The sequence below is a fragment of the Geodermatophilus sp. URMC 64 genome, from assembly GCF_053502555.1.
This window is the reverse complement of the sequence record NZ_CP199955.1, coordinates 544,262-560,962: the sequence shown is the minus strand read 5'-3', so window position 1 is coordinate 560,962 and position 16,701 is coordinate 544,262. Positions and strand designations below refer to the sequence as shown.

The 16,701-nt window shown below is 73.1% G+C and carries 14 protein-coding genes; 6 read left to right on the top strand and 8 right to left on the bottom strand.

The window, feature by feature from the left end; translation table 11 throughout:
• Window positions 1–46: 46 nt before the first annotated feature.
• Window positions 47–910, bottom strand: coding sequence for a phosphoribosylaminoimidazolesuccinocarboxamide synthase (locus ACWIYF_RS02735; protein ID WP_448626589.1), 864 nt, complete (start codon window positions 908–910; stop codon window positions 47–49).
• Complete coding sequence (gene purB / locus ACWIYF_RS02730) at window positions 907–2,214, bottom strand: adenylosuccinate lyase (RefSeq protein ID WP_448626588.1); 1,308 nt, start codon at window positions 2,212–2,214, stop codon at window positions 907–909. Before purB ends, ACWIYF_RS02735 begins: the two co-directional genes overlap by 4 nt.
• 104 nt (window positions 2,215–2,318) lie before the next feature.
• Between purB and ACWIYF_RS02725 the strand changes: the two genes are divergently transcribed.
• On the top strand, window positions 2,319–3,749 hold the full coding sequence (locus ACWIYF_RS02725) for an AI-2E family transporter (protein ID WP_448626587.1): 1,431 nt from the start codon (window positions 2,319–2,321) through the stop codon (window positions 3,747–3,749).
• Here the strand turns inward: ACWIYF_RS02725 and ACWIYF_RS02720 are convergent, their stop codons facing one another.
• Together ACWIYF_RS02720 and ACWIYF_RS02715 are read right to left on the bottom strand one after the other, a co-directional pair.
• Window positions 3,750–5,045 (bottom strand): dihydrolipoamide acetyltransferase family protein, encoded by a 1,296-nt coding sequence (locus ACWIYF_RS02720; RefSeq protein ID WP_448626586.1) that lies wholly within the window; start codon window positions 5,043–5,045, stop codon window positions 3,750–3,752. It lies immediately after the preceding gene.
• Between the two features lie 3 nt (window positions 5,046–5,048).
• On the bottom strand, window positions 5,049–7,226 hold the full coding sequence (locus tag ACWIYF_RS02715; RefSeq protein ID WP_448626585.1) for an alpha-ketoacid dehydrogenase subunit alpha/beta: 2,178 nt from the start codon (window positions 7,224–7,226) through the stop codon (window positions 5,049–5,051).
• A 134-nt stretch (window positions 7,227–7,360) separates the two neighbouring features.
• Here ACWIYF_RS02715 and ACWIYF_RS02710 point away from each other — a divergent pair, with 134 nt between their 5' ends.
• From ACWIYF_RS02710 to ACWIYF_RS02690, 5 genes are read left to right on the top strand one after another with little or no spacing between them, the layout of a single operon-like run.
• A complete protein-coding gene (locus ACWIYF_RS02710) occupies window positions 7,361–7,864 on the top strand; it encodes a VOC family protein (protein ID WP_448626584.1) in 504 nt (167 codons plus the stop codon).
• Window positions 7,861–8,523 carry a GntR family transcriptional regulator gene (locus ACWIYF_RS02705; RefSeq protein WP_448626583.1) on the top strand — a complete coding sequence of 221 codons (663 nt, stop codon included), beginning with the start codon at window positions 7,861–7,863 and terminating at the stop codon, window positions 8,521–8,523. Before ACWIYF_RS02710 ends, ACWIYF_RS02705 begins: the two co-directional genes overlap by 4 nt.
• The gene (locus ACWIYF_RS02700) at window positions 8,520–8,984 is read left to right on the top strand and encodes a (2Fe-2S)-binding protein (protein WP_448626582.1); all 465 of its coding nucleotides are present in this window, start codon (window positions 8,520–8,522) and stop codon (window positions 8,982–8,984) included. The genes ACWIYF_RS02705 and ACWIYF_RS02700 overlap by 4 nt, the downstream gene beginning before the upstream one ends.
• Window positions 8,981–11,038 (top strand): molybdopterin cofactor-binding domain-containing protein, encoded by a 2,058-nt coding sequence (locus ACWIYF_RS02695; RefSeq protein WP_448626581.1) that lies wholly within the window; start codon window positions 8,981–8,983, stop codon window positions 11,036–11,038. The genes ACWIYF_RS02700 and ACWIYF_RS02695 overlap by 4 nt, the downstream gene beginning before the upstream one ends.
• Before the next feature lie 14 nt (window positions 11,039–11,052).
• Window positions 11,053–11,709: a carboxymuconolactone decarboxylase family protein gene (locus ACWIYF_RS02690; protein WP_448626580.1), complete on the top strand. Its 657-nt coding sequence runs from the start codon at window positions 11,053–11,055 to the stop codon at window positions 11,707–11,709.
• Window positions 11,710–11,785: 76 nt separating this feature from the next.
• Here the strand turns inward: ACWIYF_RS02690 and ACWIYF_RS02685 are convergent, their stop codons facing one another.
• The 4 genes from ACWIYF_RS02685 to ACWIYF_RS02670 are packed head-to-tail and all read right to left on the bottom strand — an operon-like array spanning window position 11,786 to window position 16,554.
• Entirely contained in the window at window positions 11,786–13,246 is a 1,461-nt protein-coding gene (locus ACWIYF_RS02685; protein ID WP_448626579.1) for an NAD-dependent succinate-semialdehyde dehydrogenase, read from the bottom strand.
• 16 nt (window positions 13,247–13,262) lie between these two features.
• Window positions 13,263–14,525 (bottom strand): M24 family metallopeptidase, encoded by a 1,263-nt coding sequence (locus ACWIYF_RS02680; protein ID WP_448626578.1) that lies wholly within the window; start codon window positions 14,523–14,525, stop codon window positions 13,263–13,265.
• Window positions 14,525–15,478: an NAD(P)-dependent oxidoreductase gene (locus tag ACWIYF_RS02675; RefSeq protein WP_448626577.1), complete on the bottom strand. Its 954-nt coding sequence runs from the start codon at window positions 15,476–15,478 to the stop codon at window positions 14,525–14,527. The genes ACWIYF_RS02680 and ACWIYF_RS02675 overlap by 1 nt, the downstream gene beginning before the upstream one ends.
• Window positions 15,475–16,554: an alpha/beta hydrolase family protein gene (locus ACWIYF_RS02670; protein ID WP_448626576.1), complete on the bottom strand. Its 1,080-nt coding sequence runs from the start codon at window positions 16,552–16,554 to the stop codon at window positions 15,475–15,477. Before ACWIYF_RS02670 ends, ACWIYF_RS02675 begins: the two co-directional genes overlap by 4 nt.
• Between the last annotated feature and the right edge of the window lie 147 nt (window positions 16,555–16,701).

Below are 16,701 nucleotides of genomic sequence, written 5' to 3'. Positions count from 1 at the left end.
GACCCCATCAACGCTGTGATGCGGGCGAGATCGCCGATCTCGGCCCTCAGGTGAACGCGCGGCCGGTGAGCTGCTCGTACGCGGTGACGTACCGCTCGCGGGTGGCGGCGACGACGTCGTCCGGGAGCTCCGGCGGCGGGGAGACGCGGTCCCAGCCCGACTCGTTGGTGAGCCAGTCGCGGACGAACTGCTTGTCGTACGACGGCTGCGCGGTGCCCGGCGACCAGGTGTCGGCGGGCCAGAAGCGGGACGAGTCGGGGGTGAGCACCTCGTCGGCGAGGACCAGCTCGTCGCCGTCCAGCCCGAACTCGAACTTGGTGTCGGCCAGGAGGATCCCGGCCGTCTCGGCGATCTCGGCGGCGCGGGAGTACAGGGCGAGCGTCAGCGCCTTCAGCTCGTCCGCCCGCGCGGCGCCCACCAGCTCGCAGACGCGCGAGAAGTCGATCGCCTCGTCGTGTTCCCCGATCTCGGCCTTGGTGGACGGCGTGAACACCGGCGCCGGCAGCCGCGAGCCCTCGACCAGGCCGGGCGGCAGGGCGACGTCCCGAATCGAGCCCGTGCGCTCGTACTCCTTGGTGCCCGAGCCGGACAGGTAGCCGCGCGCCACGCACTCGACCGGCAGCATCTCCAGGCGCCGCACCAGCATCGCCCGCCCCGCCACCTCGGCCGGGACGTCGGCAGCCGACACCAGGTGGTGCGACGCCCCGAAGCGCTCGAGGACCTGACCCAGCTGCTCGAACCACCACACCGACAGCTGGGTGAGCACCCGCCCCTTGTCCGGGATGGGCGTCGGCAGGATCCAGTCGTAGGCGGAGATCCGGTCCGACGCGACGAGCAGCAGCCGGTCGGAGCCGGCGTCGTAGATCTCGCGCACCTTGCCCCGCGCGACCAGGGGCAGGTCGATCGTCACGTGAGCGCCGCGACCCGCTCGAACAGCGGGCCGAGGTTCTGCACGTACTGCTCCGGCCGGCAGATCTCGTCCAGCCGCGCCTCGTCGAGCTTCACGCCGTCGGCGTCGGCACGCGAACGCAGGGTCGACCGGAACGGCGTCCCGGTGTTCCAGGTCTCCATCGCCGCGGACTGCACCAGCGCGTAGGCGTCCTCACGGGACAGCCCGCCCTCGACCAGTTCCAGCAGCACCGACGAGGTGTAGATCAGCCCGCCGGTGGACTCCAGGTTGGCCCGCATCCGCTCGGCGTCGACGACCAGGTTCTCGACCAGCCCGGTGGTCAGGTGCAGCAGGTAGTCGGTGGTGATCGCCGCGTCGGGCAGGAACACCCGCTCGGTGGAGGAGTGCGAGATGTCCCGCTCGTGCCAGAGCGGGATGCCCTCCATGACGGGCACGATCGCGGCCCGCACGACCCGGGCCAGCCCGGCGATGCGCTCGGAGCGGATCGGGTTCTTCTTGTGCGGCATCGCGCTCGAGCCCTTCTGCCCCGAGCCGAACGCCTCGGAAAGCTCCCGCACCTCGGTCCGCTGCCCGTGCCGCACCTCCAGGGCGACCGTCTCGCAGACCGTGGCGATGACCGCCAGGGCCGCGACCCACTCGCTGATCGAGTCGCGCAGCACCACCTGCGTGGAGGCCTCGGCCGGCCGCAGGTTGAGCGCGCGCGCCACCTCGACCTCCACCGACGGGTCGATCAGCGAGTACGTACCGACGGCGCCGGAGATCGCGACGACGCCGACCCGCTCCCGCGCCGCCCGCAGCCGGTCCCGCGAGCGGGCCATGGCGAAGGCGATGTCGGCGACCCGGTGGCCCCACACGTCCGGCTCGGCGTGCACGCCGTGCGTGCGGCCCACCTTGATCGTGGACCGGTGGGCCAGCGCGTGGTCGCGCAGCGCGGCCACCAGGCGGTCGGCCTTGGCCAGCAGGAGGTCGGTCGCCTCGGTCAGCTGGACCGCCAGCGCGGTGTCCAGCAGGTCGGACGACGTCATGCCGTGGTGCACGTACGCCGCGGCCGACCGCGGCGTCGTGTTGTCGGCCCACGCGGTGAGGAAGGCGATGACGTCGTGCTGCGTCGTCTCCTCGATCTCCGCGACCCGCTCCGGCGTCGGCGGCGCGGCGTTGCGCACCGGCTCGACGACGTCGGCGGGCACCCGCCCGGCCGCCGCGTGCGCCTCCAGCACCAGGGCCTCGACCCGGCACCACAGCTCGTACTTGTGCTGGTCGCTCCAGACCCGACCCATGTCGGGGAGCGTGTACCGCTCGATCATGCGGGTACCGCCTCGGTCCGGTCAGCTCGTCGCACCACGGGACCATCCTCCCGTAGGGCTACCGTGATCATCGACGGCCCCCAGAACCCGGGCGGAGGTGCGCCATGCTGCGACGGGCGAACTCCGTGGTCGCGAGGGCCCGCGAGCGCATCCGCGCGGCCGCCGAGCACGATCCGCACGCCTGGCCCGAGCGGGACGACGACCGCGCGATCCTGCTGCACGACGACGAGGTCGAGGCCCCCGAGCGCCCCTCGGGCGCCGCGCCGCCGGACGCCGACGGGGCCTCCCGTCCCCCGCTGGGCAGTCCCGAGCCCGGGGCGCCAGACCTGGACGGCCCGATCGGCCCCGGCGGCGTCAGCGGCCCGCCCAACGGCGGCCGGCCGCACCGGCCCGGCGAGCGCACCACCCGGCTGCTGCGCGACCGCACGGCCGGCTCCCCCGACGCCGTCGTCCCCATCGGCCTCCGGACGGCGGCGGCGTGGTCGTGGCGGCTGATCGTCGTCCTGGCCGGGCTGTACGCGGTGCTCTACGCGATGGCGACGATCGCCGTGGTCGTCGTCCCGGTGATCGTGGCGCTGCTGCTGGCCGCCCTGCTGCAGCCGGGGGCGGCCGGCCTGGTGCACCGCGGGTGGCCGCGCTCGCTGGCCGCGGCGGCGATGCTCCTCGTCGGCCTCGGCGTGGTCGCCGGGATCATCACCCTGGTCGTCGAGCGGTTCACCGCCGGCTTCAGCGACCTCGCCGAGCAGGTCAGCCAGGGCATCGGGCAGGTGCAGGACTTCATCGTCCGCACCTTCCCGATCACGAAGAACCAGCTCGAGCAGGCGGTCGCTCAGCTGCAGGACACGCTCGTCGCCAACCAGGACTCGATCACCAGCGGCGCGCTCACCACCGCTGCGACCGTCGGCGAGGTCTTCACCGGCATCGTCCTGGCGCTGTTCACGCTGTTCTTCTTCCTCAAGGACGGCCGGTCCATCTGGCTGTGGCTGGTCGGGCTGTTCCCCCGCGACTCCCGCGCCTACCTCGACGAGGCCGCCCGCCGCGCCTGGCGGACGCTGATCTCCTACGTCCGCGCGACCGTCGCCGTCGCGCTGGTCGACGCCATCGGCATCGGCGTCGGGCTCGCCATCCTCGGGGTGCCGCTGGTCATCCCGCTGGCGGCGCTGGTGTTCCTGGGCGCGTTCATCCCGATCATCGGGTCGTTCCTCGCCGGCTCGGTCGCCGTCCTGGTCGCGCTGGTCTCCGAGGGGCCGATCAAGGCGCTCATCGCGCTGGCGATCGTCATCCTGGTCATGCAGCTCGAGGGGCACGTGCTGCAGCCGCTGCTGCTCGGCCGCGCGGTCCGCGTGCACCCGCTGGCCGTCGTCCTCGCGATCGCCGCCGGCCTGCTGGTCGGCGGCATCTTCGGCGCGCTGATCGCCGTCCCGACGGTCGCCTGCGCGAACGTCGCCGGCACGTACCTGTCCCGGCGGCACGACGGGCCGCGCCCGCCCGAGCCGAGGCCCGAGCGGGCGAAGCCCGTGGTGCAGGCGAAGTAGCTACACCAGGATCCGCAGCGGCTGCTCCACGGTCGCGGTGAACGCCGCCATCCACTCGGCGGCCAGCGCGCCGTCGATCACCCGGTGGTCGGCCGACAGGGTCACCTTCACCACCGTGGCCACGGCCAGCGCGCCGTCGGTGACGACCGGCTCCTGCCGCGCGGCGCCCACGGCGAGGATCGCCGACTGCGGCGGGTTGATGATCGCGGCGAACTCCTCGGTGCCGAACATGCCGAGGTTGGTGATCGTCAGCGTTCCGCCCTCGAGCTCGTCCTGCCGCAGCCGCCCGGCGCGGGCCCGGTCCACCAGGTCGCGCACGGTGGCGGCGACCTCCGAGACCGGGGACCGGTCCACGGCGCGGACGACGGGGGTGACCAGCCCGGTGTCGGTGGCCACGGCCACGGCGACGTCCACGGCGGAGAACTGCCGCATCGCCTCGGGCGTCCAGATCGCGTTCATCCGCGGCACCTGCGTGTGCGCCCGCGCCGCGGCCTTGACCAGCAGGTCGGTCACCGACACCTTCGTGCCGGCCTCGGCCAGCCCGGCGCGCAGCCGCAGGAGTTCGTCGACGCGCAGCGTCGCCCGCACGGTGAAGTGCGGGATCGTCTGCTTGCTCTCGGTCAGCCGGCGGGCGATCGCCCGCCGCATCGGCGTGTGCGGGACGTCGGTCCAGTCCGCGGGGACGGCGGCGACAGCGGGGACGGCGACCGCGGGCGCGGGCGCCGGGGCGGGTGGCTGCGCCTTGGCCGCGTCGACGTCCCGGCGCAGGATCCGCCCGCCCGGCCCGGTGCCCGCGATCGACTCCAGCGCGAGCCCGGCGTCGCGGGCCAGCCGCCGGGCCAGCGGGCTGGCGAAGATCCGCCGGTGCCCGTTGCCGTTCGCGGCCACGGCCTCGGCGGCCGGACCGGCGACCGTCTCCGCGGCGGCCACCAGCGGCTGCGGGACGGCCGGGGTCTGCGGCGCCTCCTGCTTGCCGCCCTCCGGGTCCGGCGGCGAGTCGGGCAGCCCGCCGACGCCCAGTGACGCCAGCACGGCGCCGAGGTCGTCGACCCGCTCCCCCGGCTCGCCCAGGACGGCGATCGGCGCGCCGACCTCGACCGTCGACCCGGGGGCGACGAGCAGCTTGAGGACGACGCCGGCCTGCTCGGCCTCGACGTCGACGACCGCCTTCTCGGTCTCCACCGTGGCGACGACGTCGTCGGCGCCGAACTCGGCGGCCTCGCCCACCGACCAGCCGGCGAGCACCGCCTCGGTGCCGCCCGCCGCGACCTCGGGCATGCGCATCAGCCGTGCCATCGCTCAGGCCTCCGTGATCTCGCGCAGCGCGGCGGCGACCTCGGCGCTCTGCGCGATCGCCGCGCGCTCGAGGACCTTGCTGATGCTGGGCGAGGCCTCGCCGCCGGTCACCCGCTGCACGGGGGCGTCGAGCCAGTCGAAGAACCGCCGCTGGATCTCGTCGGCCAGCCAGCCGCCGTACGACGTCCCGACGGCGCCCTGCTCGGCGATGAGCACGTTGTTGGTCTTGCGGATGCTCTCGCCGATCGTCTCCCAGTCGATGCTGGCCCGGTCCAGCCAGCGCAGGTCGATCACCTCGGCGTCGAACCCGCCGGTCTCCACCGCGTCGAGCACGTAGTGGGTCATCGCCAGGTAGGTCAGGACGGTCACCTTCGACCCGGTCCGCCGCACCGCGGCCTTGCCGACCGGCAGGCAGTAGTCGAGGTCGTCGACCGGGGCCGGGCCGGTGGAGTTGTAGAGGTCGACGTGCTCGAGGACGACGACCGGGTCCTCGCAGCGCAGCGCGGCGTTCATCAGCCCGACGTAGTCGAACGGCGTGGTCGGCGCGACGATCCGCCAGCCCGGGTTGGTGACGAAGATGCCGGCCGGGTCCATCGAGTGCTGGGAGCCGTAGCCGGTGCCCATCGCGACCTTGCTGCGCAGGACGAACGGCACCGGCCCGGTGCCGCCGAACATGTGCCGCGCCTTGCCGATCTGGTTGAACAGCTGGTCGGCGGCGACCCACATGAAGTCGGCGTACATGAACTCGACGACGGGACGGAACCGTCCGTCGATCGCGATCCCCCCGCCGAGGCCGGCGAAGGCGTTCTCGCTGATCGGCGTCCCGAGGACCCGGTCGGGGAAGCGGTCCTTCAGCCCGCGGGTGGCGCCGTTGGTGCCGCCGTTGAGCCGGTGCACGTCCTCGCCCATGACGACGACCCGCTCGTCGGTCTCCATGCGCCGGCCCATGACGGCGGCGACCGACTCGATGAACTTGCCCTCGGTGAGCTCGCCGGCGAAGTCGTCGACGTCGGCGAACCGCGCGTCGGCGAACTCGGAGAGGTCCCCGCGGATCCCGACGTCGACGAACCGCGGGTCGGGCCACTCGGACGCGCGGATCCGGCGCTGGCCGGGCTTGCCGCCGGGGTCGGGCTCGAAGAGCACGTCGCCGATCTCGGCCAGCACGGCCCTGGCGGTGGCCAGCGCGGTGTCGATCTCGGCCGGGGTGAGGATCTCGCGGCGGACGAGGTGCCCGGTCAGCTGGTCGATCGGGTCACGGCCGCGCCACTCCCTCTCCTCCTCCTTCGACCGGTAGCCGAAGGCGGAGCCGGGGAAGCCGCCGTTCTGGTGGAAGTAGCGGTAGGTGTCGGCCTCGACGACCGTGGGCCCCCTGCCGGCCCGCATGTGCGCGACCGCCTCCTGCACGGCCAGGTGGACGGCGAGCGCGTCCATCCCGTCGACCTTCCAGCTGGCGACGCCGAAGCCGGGTCCGCGCCCGGAGAGCCGCGGTTCACCGGTGGCCTCGAAGACGTTCGTGGACACCGCGTACCGGTTGTTCTCGATGAAGAAGCAGACCGGAAGCTGCCAGGCCGCGGCGAGGTTGAGCGTCTCGAGCGTCGAGCCGATGTTGGCCGCCCCGTCGCCGAAGTAGGTCACCGACACGGCGCCGGTCTCCGACTGCTTGTCCGCCCACGCGAAGCCGGCCGCCTGCGGGACGCCGCCGCCGACGATGGCGTTGGTGCCCATCGCGCCGGCGTCCTTCCACTGCAGGTGCATCGAACCGCCCCGGCCGTGGCTCCACCCCCGGTCGAGCCCGCAGATCTCGGCGAGGGTGCGCAGCAGCACCTCGCGCACGTCGTCGGGTACCGGCGCGGTCAGGTCGATGCCCTTGGGCGCGACGTGGTGCAGCGCCTTGGCCAGGAACTGGTGGTGCCCGCGGTGGGTGCCGTTGACCTGGTCGGCGCTGGTCAGCGCGAGCGCCGAGCCGACCGCGCCGCCCTCCTGGCCGATGCTGGAGTGCGCCGGGCCGTGGATGAGCCCGGCGCCGGCCAGCTCGAGGACGTACTCCTCGAACACGCGGATGAGCACCAGCTGGGCGTGCATCGCCCGCAGCAGCTCGGGGTCGGCGGCGTCCCAGTCCTCGTCGGTGACGACCAGCTCCACCCACGGAGCGGCCGGCTCCAGCCGTCGGTGCAGGGGCATCGGGGTTCTCCTCGCGGACGTGCTCGCGGAGCCGGATTGGATCCGAGTTCGGGCAGCTTGCCACGAATACTAGTGTGCCGCCTCACATTCGCCTAGTGTTTGGATCCAGACATCGTGACTGGAGGGAGGCGCACATGGCACTGCCGGGGCTGACGGGGGTGGACCACATCGGCTTCACGGTCCCCGACCTCGAGCAGGCGCGGGCCTTCCTGGTCGACGTCCTCGGCTGCGAGTACCTGTACTCCCTCGGACCCTTCGTGCACGAGGACAGCGACTGGATGGCCGAGCACCTGAACGTGCACCCGCGGGCGGTCATGCGGCGCAACAGCTTCTTCCGCTGCGGCGGACAGGCGATCTTCGAGGTGTTCTCCTACGAGGCGCCCGACCAGAACCCGGTCCCCCCGCGCAACAGCGACATCGGCGGCCACCACGTCGCTCTGTACGTCGACGACCTCGACGCGGCGGTCGCCCACCTGCGCGCGCACGGCGTCCGGGTGCTCGGCGAGCCGACGGCGAGCAGGGGCGCGCACGAGGGGCAGCGCTGGGTCTACTTCCTCGCGCCCTGGGGCATGCAGTTCGAGCTGGTCAGCTACCCGCACGGCAAGGCGTACTTCCGCAACCCGGAGGCGTTCGCATGACCGAGGTGGAGACGGGGATCGGGGCGGCCAGCTCGCGGGTGGCCCACTACCTCCGGCACGCGATCCTCACCGGGGAGATCGGCCCCGGCGAGTGGATCCGCCAGGAGGAGGTGGCCGAGCGACTCGGGTCGAGCCGGCTCCCGGTCCGCGAGGCGCTGCGCATCCTCGAGGCGGAGGGCCTCACCGAGCACGAGCGGCACCGCGGCGCCCGGGTGCCCAGCCTCTCCATGCACGAGGTCGACGTCATCTACAAGATGCGCGAGCAGCTCGAGCAGCTGGCGATCGCCGAGAGCATCCCCCACCTCACCGAGGCCCAGATCCGGCACCTCGAGGACGTCCAGGAGCGCATCGAGGCCAACGACGACGTCGCCGCCTTCCTCGAGCTGGACCGCGAGTTCCACCTGCAGAGCTACACCGGCTGCCGGATCGAGCAGCTGACCGCCACCGTCACCCGGCTGTGGAACTCCACCGCCCACTACCGGCGCACGTTCGTCACGCTCACCGGCCCCGGGCGCAAGTGGGTCATCAACGCCGAGCACCGCCTGCTGCTCGACGCGATCGCCCGCCGCGACGTCGTCGACGCCGAGCGCTGCCTGGCCGGGCACATCCGCCGGACGCGGATCGAGCTGGGCCGCCACCCGGAGGTGTTCACGCGATGAAGGAGACCTTCGACCTGCGCGTCAACGGCCGGGAGGCGTCGGTGTCGGCGGAGCCCGACACCCCGCTGCTCGCCGTGCTGCGCAACGAGCTGGGGCTGCTCGGGCCCCGGTTCGGCTGCGGCCTGGGCCAGTGCGGGGCCTGTTTCGTCCGGCTGGACGGCGCCGTCGTCCCGTCCTGCGACACCCCGGTGTGGGCCGCCGCCGGCCACGACGTCGTGACCGTGGAGGGCCTCGGCGCCGACGGCGCGCTGCACCCGGTTCAGCAGGCGCTGCTCGACCGGCAGGCCGTCCAGTGCGGGTTCTGCATCTCCGGCATCGCCGTCCGCGCCGCCGCGCTGCTGGAGGAGGTGCCCGCCCCCGACGCCGCCACCGTGGCACAGGCGCTGGACCGCAACCTCTGCCGCTGCGGCGCCCAGCGCCGGATCATCGACGCCGTCGTCGCCACGGGGGGCGCGTCGTGACCGCCGCCGCCGACACCGGCCCCCGGGTCGACGCCGCCGCCGGCTCGCCCGAGCTGCCCAAGGACGTCGCGGCCAACCCGCGGCTGTCCTCATGGGTGCGGGTGTGCCCCGACGGCACGGTCGAGCTGCGTGTCGGCAAGGTCGAGTTCGGGCAGGGCATCCTCACCGCCCTGGCCCAGGTGGCCGCCGAGGAGCTCGGCCTGCCGCTGGACCGGATCCGGATGCTGCCGGCCTCCAGCGCCGGGCCGGACGAGGGGCTGACCGCGGGGAGCATGTCGATCGTCGAATCGGCGCCCGCCGTCCGCGTGGTCTGCGCCAACGTGCGCGCGCGGTACGCCGGCCGGCCCTACGGCGCGGCGGAGGTGGACCTCGACGTGGACGCCGACCCCGCGGTGCCGCTCGCGGACCCGTCGTCCTACCGGGTCGTGGGCACCAGCGCGGCCCGGCTCGACCTCCCCGACAAGATCGCCGGGCGGCCGCGCTACATCTCCGACCTGCGCCTGCCGGGGCAGCTGTTCGGCCGGGTGGCGCGCCCGCCGTCGCCGGGCGCGCGGCTGGTCGACGTGGCACCCGTGGCGGTCGACGGGCTGACCGTCGTCCGCGACGGCTCGTTCCTCGGCGTCGTCGGCCCCGACGAGGCGGCGGTCGCCGTCGCCGTCGAGCGGCTGCGGAAGGCGGCGACCTGGACCGAGGACGACGCCCTGCCCGACGAGCGCGACCTCGTCGCCTTCCTGCAGGAGTCCCCCACCGAGACCGTCGCCGTGCTCGACGACGCCGGGCAGACCTCCGCGTCGGGCCCGGCGCTGTCCGCCCGCTACAGCCGCCCGTTCCTGGCCCACGCCTCGATCGCGCCCAGCTGCGGCATCGCGCGCTGGGACCTCGACGGCAGCGTCCTCGTGTGGAGCTCCAGCCAGGGTGTGCACCGGCTGCGCGACGCGATCGCGCACGCGCTCGACCTGCCGCCGGCGCGGATCACCGTCGAGCACGTCGAGAACGCCGGCTGCTACGGCCACAACGGCGCCGACGACGTCGCCTTCGACGCCGTCCTGCTGGCGCGGGCCGTGCCCGGGCACCCGGTGCAGGTCCAGTGGAGCCGGCGCGACGAGCTGTCGTGGGCGCCGTTCGGCTCGGCCATGGCCAGCCACGTGTCCGCCCAGCTCGACGCGGACGGCCGGATCGTGTCGTGGAGCTACGACGTCTGGTCGCAGGGCCACACCGCCCGCCCCGGCTACGCGGGGGTGCCCGGTCTGCTCGCCGGCACGCACCTCGCGCGGCCGCTCCCGGCCCCGCCGGCGGCCGACCCGCCCGCCGCGGCCGGTGGCGGGTCCACGCGCAACGCCGTCCCCCTGTACGACGTCGGCAACCGGCGCATCCACGGCCACCGCCTGCTCGACAACCCGGTGCGCTCCTCGGCGCTGCGGGCGCTCGGCGCGTTCCTGAACGTCTTTAGCATCGAGTCGTTCATGGACGAGCTCGCCGAGCTGGCCGGGCAGGACCCGCTGGAGTTCCGGCTGCGCCACCTGCCCGACGAGCGGGCCCGCGCGGTGCTCACCACGGCCGCCGAGCAGGCCGGCTGGGGCACCCCGCTGCCCGAGGGCACCGGCCGGGGCCTCGGCGTCGCCCGCTACAAGGGCCGCGGCGCCTACTGCGCCGTCGTCGCCGAGGTCGAGGCCGAGACCGACATCCGGCTGCGCCGGCTGACCGTCGCCGTCGACGTCGGCCGGGTGATCAACCCGGACGGCGTCCGCTTCCAGATCGAGGGCGGCGCGATCCAGGCCGCCAGCTGGGCGCTCAAGGAGCGGGTGCGCTTCGACCGCCGCCGGGTGACCAGCGACGACTGGGAGGGCTACCCGATCCTGCGCTTCTCCGAGGTGCCCGAGATCGAGGTGCACCTCGTCGATTCCGCCGCGCCCTCGTTGGGCGCGGGCGAGGCGGCGCAGGGCCCCACCGCCGGAGCGATCGGCAATGCGGTCGCCGCCGCCGTCGGGGTCCGCGTCCGCGATCTGCCCCTCACCGCCCAGGCCGTCGAGGCCGCGATCACCGCAACCGACTGACGAAGGAGTCCGTCATGCCCCGCCCGCACATCAGCTACGTCCCGCTCGAGGCCATGAACGAGGCGATGCAGGAGGAGATGCACCGCTGCGCCCGCGAGGGCACGCCGCGGCCGGAGAGCTCCGCCGTCCGGGCGCACGCGCCGAACGCGTTCTGGGCGTTCGCCGACTCGTGGAAGGCGCTGTTCCACAGCGGCGTCTGCGACCACGCGATCAAGGAGCTGTGCCGCGTCTACATCTCGCGCACGGTGCTGTGCGAGTTCTGCGGCAACCAGCGCTCGATCAAGGCAGTGAAGGCCGGCCTCGAGGAGATGCAGTACGACGAGCTGCTCAACTTCGAGAAGTCCGACCAGTACGACGAGCGGCAGAAGGCGGCGCTGGCCTACGCCGAGGCGATCGCGTGGGGCATGCCGGCCGACGAGGAGGGCTTCTGGGAGAGGCTGCACGCGCACTTCTCCGAGCCGGAGCTGGTCGAGCTCGGCTGCTGCATCGCCCTGACCTTCGGCCAGCAGAGCTGGATCCGGCTGCTCGGCATCGACCACCACCAGTACCTGGCCGGCACCGACGCCTCGATGGCACCGGGCTTCCGCACCGCCGATGAGCTCGCGGAGAGCAAGGCCCGCCCCGACTACTGGGCCGCGAAGAACCAGCCGGCGCCCACCGCCGAGGACTGATCCCCCGGCGAGATCGGCGATCTCGCCCCCATCAGCACTCGCATGGGGGCGAGATCGCCGATCTCGTCGCGCTTGCTCACCACGAGACGGCGATGTACTTGCTCTCCAGGTAGTCGAGCATGCCGTCGTGGCCGCCCTCGCGACCGATGCCGCTCTGCTTCACCCCGCCGAACGGCGCCGCCGGGTCGCTGACCAGCCCGCGGTTGAGGCCGACCATGCCCGACTCGAGCGCCTCGCTGACCCGCAGGCCGCGGGCGAGGTCGGCGGTGTACAGGTAGGAGACCAGGCCGTACTCGGTGTCGTTGGCCAGCCGGATGGCCTCCTCCTCGTCGTCGAAGGCGACGACGGGCGCCACCGGCCCGAAGATCTCCTCGCGGAGGATGGCCGCGCCCGGCTCGACGCCGGTCAGCACGGTGGGCTCGTAGTAGAAGCCCTCGCGCTCGGGACGGCGGCCCCCGACGACGGCCGTCGCGCCGCCGTCTACCGCGCCCCGGACGAGCTCGTCGACCTTGGCGGCGGTGTCGTCGTTGACCAGCGGGCCGACCTGGGTCTCCTCCGCGAGCCCGGGCCCGACCCGCAGGGCGGCCATGCGCTCGGCCAGCCGCCGGCTGAACTCCTCGACCACGGGCCGCTCGACGAAGAACCGGTTGGCCGCGGTGCACGCCTCACCGCCGTTGCGCATCTTGGCGATCATGGCGCCGTCGACGGCGGCGTCGAGGTCGGCGTCGGCGAACACCAGGAACGGGGCGTTGCCGCCGAGCTCCATCGAGCAGTTGATGACCTGGTCGGCCGCCTCGCGCAGCAGCACGCGCCCCACCTCGGTGCTGCCGGTGAACGACAGCTTGCGCACGCGCGGATCGTGCAGCATGGCCGACACGACCGCGCCCGACCGGCGGGCCGGCAGCACGTTCACGACGCCCGGGGGCACGCCGGCGTCCTCGAGGATGCGGGCCATGGCCAGCGCGGTCAGCGGGGTGTCGCTGGCCGGCTTGAGGATGACCGTGCAGCCGGCGGCCAGCGCGGGGCCGATCTTGCGGGTGGCCATCGCGGCCGGGAAGTTCCACGGGGTCACCAGCACGCAGATCCCGACCGGCTGCTGCACCACGAGGATCTTGTTGGCCCCGGACGGCGCCGTCGTGACCGCGCCGTTCGCGCGCACGGCCTCCTCGGCGTACCAGCGGAAGAACTCCGCCGCGTAGGTCACCTCGCCCTTCGCGTCGGCGAGCGCCTTGCCGTTCTCCAGCGTGACCAGCCGGGCCAGCGTGTCCGCCTGCGCCGTCATCAGGTCGAACGCGCGGCGCAGGATCTCCGAGCGCTCCCGCGGGGCGGTGGCCGCCCAGGCGGCCGCCGCGGCGTCGGCGGCGTCGACCGCGGCGATCGCGTCGTCGACCGTACCGTCGGCGACGGTGGTGAGGACCTGGCCGGTCGCCGGGTCGAGCACGTCGAAGCGGCCGCCGTCGGAGGCCGGCACCGGCTTGCCCCCGATCCAGAGGTCGGTGAACAGGTAGTCGAAGTCGCCGAGGGCGTCGAGCGTCATGGTGGGGCCTTCCGGATCAGTACGGGTTGGCGATGACGAGGTCCTGCGCGGGGAACAGCGTGAGGATCTGCGGGCCGTCGGGCGTGACGACGACCTCCTCCTCGATCCGCGCGGCGGAGAAGCCGTCGCCGGCCGGGCAGTAGGTCTCCAGCGCGAAGACCATCCCGGGCTGCAGCTCGATCGGCTCCGTCATGCTGTTCAGCCGGGAGATGATCGGCCGCTCGTGCAGGCCGAGGCCGAGACCGTGGGCGAACTGCAGTCCGAAGGCCTCCATCTCGCTGCTGAAACCGAACTCCTCGGCCTTCGGCAGGAGCGCGGCGACCTCGTCGGTGCCCACCCCGGCCTTGATACCGGCCAGCCCCCGGTCCATCCACTCGCGGGCCTGTTTGTAGGCGTCGCGCTGCGCCGGCGTGGCGCTGCCGACGCTGAAGGTCCGGTAGTAGCAGGTCCGGTAGCCGTTGAACGAGTGGATGATGTCGAAGAAGGCCTGGTCGCCCGGGCGGATCAGCCGGTCGGTGAAGTTGTGCGGGTGCGGGTTGCAGCGCTCACCGGAGATGGCGTTGATCGCCTCGACCTGGTCGGAGCCCATCTCGTAGAGGCGCTTGTTGGCGTGCGCGACGACCTGGTTCTCGCGCACCCCGGGCTTCAGCATCTCGACGATGTCCTGGTAGACGCCGTCGACCATGGCCGCCGCCTGGTTGAGCAGGATGATCTCGTCGGGTGACTTGATCACCCGGGCGTCGAGCATGAGCTGCTGGGCGTCGACCACCCGGAGGCCCTGTCGCTCCATCTCGAACAGGAACGGCGGCTCGACGATGTCGACACCCACGGGCATGTCGGCCACGCCCGCCTCGACGAGCAGCGACTTGATCTCGGCCACCGCCTCGGCCATGAGACCGACCGTCGGAGCGACTGCTCCGCGGAAACCGAGGAAGCCGGCCCGGTAGTTCTCGGTCGGGACCCACTGGGAGTACTGCTGGTGGTGCTTGACGGCCGAGCCGAAGTCCCACAGCACGGGGTCCTTGCCGCGGGCCAGCAGGGCGTACCGGATCATCTTGTCGCCGAGGGCGCCGCCGATCCAGGTACTGGTCGTGTAGCGGATGTTGTAGAAGTCGAAGAGCAGGAAGGCGCCGCACTCGCTGGCCTCCAGGGACTCCTTGGCCCGGCCGAGCCGGTAGTCGCGGAGCCGGGCGAAGTCGACCCGCTGCTCGTAGTCGACACCCATGTGGCCGGGCGCCGGCACGGGCCGCACGCCGCCGGTAGCCCCGGAGGTGATCATCAGGCGTCCTGGTCCGCGGCGCTGAGGCCGTCGTCCACCGCGACGTCCTCCGGGGTGAGGTGGATGCCGGAGTTGTGCGCCTGCAGGTCGAGCAGGATGGAGAAGTCCTCCTCCACCCGGCCGCTGCTCACGCTCGCCTGCACCGCCTGGGCGGTCGCCGCGGCCACCGGCATGGGGACGTCGAGCTCGTGCGCGGCGGCCAGACCCAGGTCGAAGTCCTTGCGCAGCAGGATCGGCGTGAAGGTCGGCGTGTAGTCCAGGTTCACGAACGCCGGCGACTTGTACCGGGTGAACACCGAGCCCATCACGCTGTTGTTGAGGAACTCGAGGAACGCCGCCCGGGAGACGCCGCCCTTCTCGGCCAGCACGGTGATCTCGGCCATGCACTGGGTCACGACACCGAGCATCAGGTTGTGGCAGATCTTCACCAGCCGGGCTACGTCGCCCTCGCCGACGTAGGTCACGTGCTGCCCGATGTGCCCGAGCAGGTGCTCCACCTGCCGGAACGTCTCTTCCGGACCGGAGGCGACCAGGCTCAGCATGCCGGCCTTGACCACCTTGCCGTTGCCGCTGACCGGCGCGGCGAGGAAGGCGACGCCGCGCTCCTCGCAGGCAGCGCGCATCGCCTCGGACGCGGCCTGGTCCACCGTCGAGCAGTCGACGACGATCCGCGGCAGGTCCTCGCGGTCCGCCAGCAGCCCACCCTCGTCGAGGAGGACCTGCTCGAGGTCCTTCGACGTCGAGACCATGACGAAGACCGCGTCCAGCGCGCGGAGCTCGGAGATGGTGTCGGCGATGGCGCAGCCGACCTCGGCCAGCGGCTCGGCCTTGGCCTTGGTCCGGTTCCAGACGGTGACCTTGACGCCGGCCTTCGCCAGGCGGGCGGCCATGGCCGCGCCCATGCGGCCGGCGCCGATCCAGCCGACCGACTGGACGGACGTGGTGTCGTTCACTGCGTGCTCCTAGCGGTTGCGGTCAGGCGGGCGGCGAGCCAGTCGGCGGTGTACGGGCGGTGCCACGGGGCGAGGTTGGCACAGCCGTGGTTGCCGTCCTCGAGCATCAGCAGCTCCACCTCGCCACCCGCGGTGTCGCGCAGGCGCTCGGCGTGCTGCCAGGGGATCAGCCGGTCCTGCCGGCCGAAGACGACGAGCAGTGGCGCGGTGATCTTCTCCGCGACGCCCTCGAGCGAGAGGGTGCTCGCGATGGCGCGGGCCTCGTCGTCGCTGCCGGCGCGCGAGCGCACCTGGAACGTGGCCCGGGTCAGCCCCGGCAGCCGGTCCCAGCAGGCGCCGAAGTCGTACGGGCCGGCCAGCGCGACGCAGGCGCGCACGCGGTCGCCGAGCGCCGCGGCGACCCGTGGCGAGTAGTAGCCGCCGAGGCTCACGCCCCAGATGGCCACCCGGCCGGCGTCGACCTCGGGCAGGCCCTCGAGCGCGGCGAGGACGGCCTCGGCCGGTGCGGACCAGTCGCCGCGGATCGGCAGGTCGTACTCGGCCTCGCCCTGGCCGGGGCCGTCGACGCTGAAGGTGGCCAGCCCGCGCTCGAGGAAAGTGTCCTCGGTGGAGCGCAGCTCCTCCTTGGTGGAGTCCAGGCCGGGCAGCAGGACGACGGTCGGGTGCGGGCCCTCCCCGGAGGGGAGGCGCAGGACGCCGACGAGGCGGGTGCCCTCGAACGGGATCTCGACCCGGCGGCCCGGGGGCCGCAGGTGCGGCAGCGCGTCGGTGGCGCAGGTCACCGCGCGCTGGTGGGCGGCGCGCATCTGGTCGAGGTCCTCGACGAAGACGAACTTGCCGAAGTGGAAGTAGACCGCGGCCTGGGACAGGTGCTGGCCGGCGGAGATCAGGCGGCCGTCGGCGAGGGCACGGCGGCCCAGCGCCTCGTGCTCGGCGCCTTTCTCCGACCAGGCGGCGCACCAGTCCGCCCACCGCTCGACCCGGGCGGTCACCGTCTGGAAGTCCGAGACGGTGACGCCGTTGGTCGTGAAGCGAGGGCCCCAGTGCGCGATCGCCGATGCCACGCGCTCGTCCATCCACGCCCTCCGGCTCTGCAATCGATTGTGCAACCCGAGAGCAGGGTCCTATCGCCGGGTCGTGCCTGTCAAGCACCGGCCCGCAGCCGTCTGCGGCAGAGCACGTCCACCACCGGGCGGTCCTCTGGTGCAATCGACTGCAGAACG